This window comes from Bacteroides cellulosilyticus DSM 14838 (genome assembly GCF_000158035.1).
Classification (GTDB): domain Bacteria; phylum Bacteroidota; class Bacteroidia; order Bacteroidales; family Bacteroidaceae; genus Bacteroides; species Bacteroides cellulosilyticus.
Window position 1 is genome coordinate 732,013 of record NZ_EQ973495.1, and the last position, 2,309, is coordinate 734,321.

The 2,309-nt window shown below is 44.2% G+C and carries 2 protein-coding genes; both read right to left on the reverse strand.

Going from position 1 to position 2,309, the window contains the following annotated elements; translation table 11 throughout:
• Positions 1-263: 263 nt before the first annotated feature.
• A complete protein-coding gene (locus BACCELL_RS25055; protein WP_007214977.1) occupies positions 264-956 on the reverse strand; it encodes a zinc metallopeptidase in 693 nt (230 codons plus the stop codon).
• A gap of 135 nt (positions 957-1,091) precedes the next feature.
• Positions 1,092-2,309, reverse strand: a 1,218-nt coding sequence (locus tag BACCELL_RS25060) for an alpha-L-fucosidase (RefSeq protein ID WP_007214979.1), incomplete at its 5' end; no start/stop codon positions are given.

The following is a 2,309-nucleotide window of genomic DNA, read 5'->3' on the forward strand; positions in this document are numbered from 1 at the left end:
AATTATCGCACTTGAAGCGTGAAGAGTTACAGCGCATTCAAAGCCAAGCCGGCAGCATCAAAGTCAGCATGGTTTATCTGACAATGATACAGGAAGCCCAAAACGTTGTCACTTATACAATCAACCTGATGAAAGTCAGTCGCAAGTTCCAATTGACGGAATAAGATTTCACCACAGAGTAAAAGAGGAGTCCCACAGAGTTTAATTTCAAATTGATTAAACTCTGTGGGACTCCTCTTTTACTCTGTGGTGAGAAACAAAATTTAGTCTCTGCGTCCCATAAATATCATAATGTAGTAAATCAGCGTTGCCAATGAACCCAATGCAGCCACCACATAGGTATAAGCAGCGGAACGAAGTGCATCTTCGGCTTGCTTATGATTGTAAGAGTTCGTAATGCCCGAACGGCTCAACCATACCAATGCACGCTTACTTGCGTCTATTTCCACCGGCAAAGTGACGAAACTGAACAGTGTGGTCATAGCAAACAGGATAATACCTGCCAGCAATAACTGCGGGAACGTGTTCAATAGCAAGATACCACCCAGCAACAACCAGGTCATCCACTGTGAAGCAAACGATACCACTGGCACCAACTTGCTACGCATAGTCAGCGGAGCATAAGCCCGTGCGTGTTGCACTGCATGTCCACACTCGTGAGCGGCAACGGCAGCAGCCATGATACTGTTACTTTCATATACACCTTCACTCAGGTTTACTGTCTTATTGGCAGGGTTATAGTGGTCTGTCAGTTGTCCCGGCGTATGTGTCACCTGAACATCATAAATTCCATTGTCATGTAACATCTGAAGGGCAACATCACGGCCCGTCATTCCATTACCGGTAGGGATCTTGGAGTACTTCTTGAACTTGTTCTGCAAGTTCATTTGCACCAGCCAGCTAACTACAGCTATACCAATAAAGATAATCCATTGTATTCCTATCATTCCTTCCATAATCTTTTTCTGTTTTTAGTAATTAAAAATGTGTCGTTTGTTATATATAATACAAATTGTTTGCCAAAAATAAAGGGAAACCGTGAGCTTTACTACAGTTTCCCTTATATTTTAGGAAGAATTAGCGAAAACCGACTATTGCCCAACAAGTTGTAACTCTATCACGTAATCCGTATCTGCGGGAACTTCCGGTAATTGCAACACCACTCCCTGTCCGGTACGGGTAATTCGTATCGGGGATTGATCTTTAAACAGAAAACCCTTCTTCACCATTTTTCCATCCAATGGAAGATAAAGCGCATTATCCTTCAAATTCAAGATGTGAACAAAAAGTCGGTTTCCTTTTTGTGTTGTCACTCCCCAATCATGTGGAGGAATAATACCGCCACGAGTGCCATAAATCGTTTCACCATACACTTTCATCCACTCTCCCACTTCCTTCAGCCTCTGAACTGCCACTTCTGGCAGACACCCGTCCGGCTGAGGGCCGATATTCATCAGAAGATTTGCATTCTTTCCGGCAGCCTTCACCAGATAATGTATCAATGTTTTCGTTGACTTATAATCTTGATCGGTAATCTTATATCCCCACATCCCGTTCATGGTTTCACAAGTTTCCAGAGGCAGGTGACTGACATCTTGCCCAGATAGTCCGGCACTGTTTTCCCCCGGCAGATCACGCTCGAAGATTTGTATATCTTCCCCTGGGAAAGGTACCTGATGATGGTTGTTCCCTACCAGACAAGCAGGTTGCAGGCGATGTATCAGCGCATATTGTTCCGGTAGCTGCCAGTCAAAATCCGGATTAGCATCCTGGTCCCACCAGCCATCGAACCAGATAGCACCTATCGGACCGTAGTTCGTCAACAACTCCGTCAACTGGTTATTCATAAAAGTATAATAGCTTTTCCAGTCTCCTTTCGGATTAGGCCTTCCGGTTCCACGCCCTGTACGTCCCCAAGGTGCGTCTTCACGATACCAGTCGATATGGGAGTAATAGAAATGAAGCCGAATACCTTGTTTATGACATTCGTCTGCCAATTCTTTTACTACATCGCGCTTGAAAGGGGTTGCATCTACAATATTATAATCGGAATACTTGGTATGAAACATAGAGAACCCTTCATGGTGGCGACTTGTAAAGCAGATATATTTGGCTCCCGATGCCTTAATGGCACTTACCCATTCAGCCGCACTAAACTTGGAAGGATAGAAACCTCCGGCAAGTTTGGCATATTCTTTATAGTTCAAATCTTTATTGGTCATCGTCCACTCACCGGTAGCCAACATACAGTATAGTCCCCAGTGCAGGAATATTCCAAACTTATTGTCTTGAAACTCCTGACGGGCTTT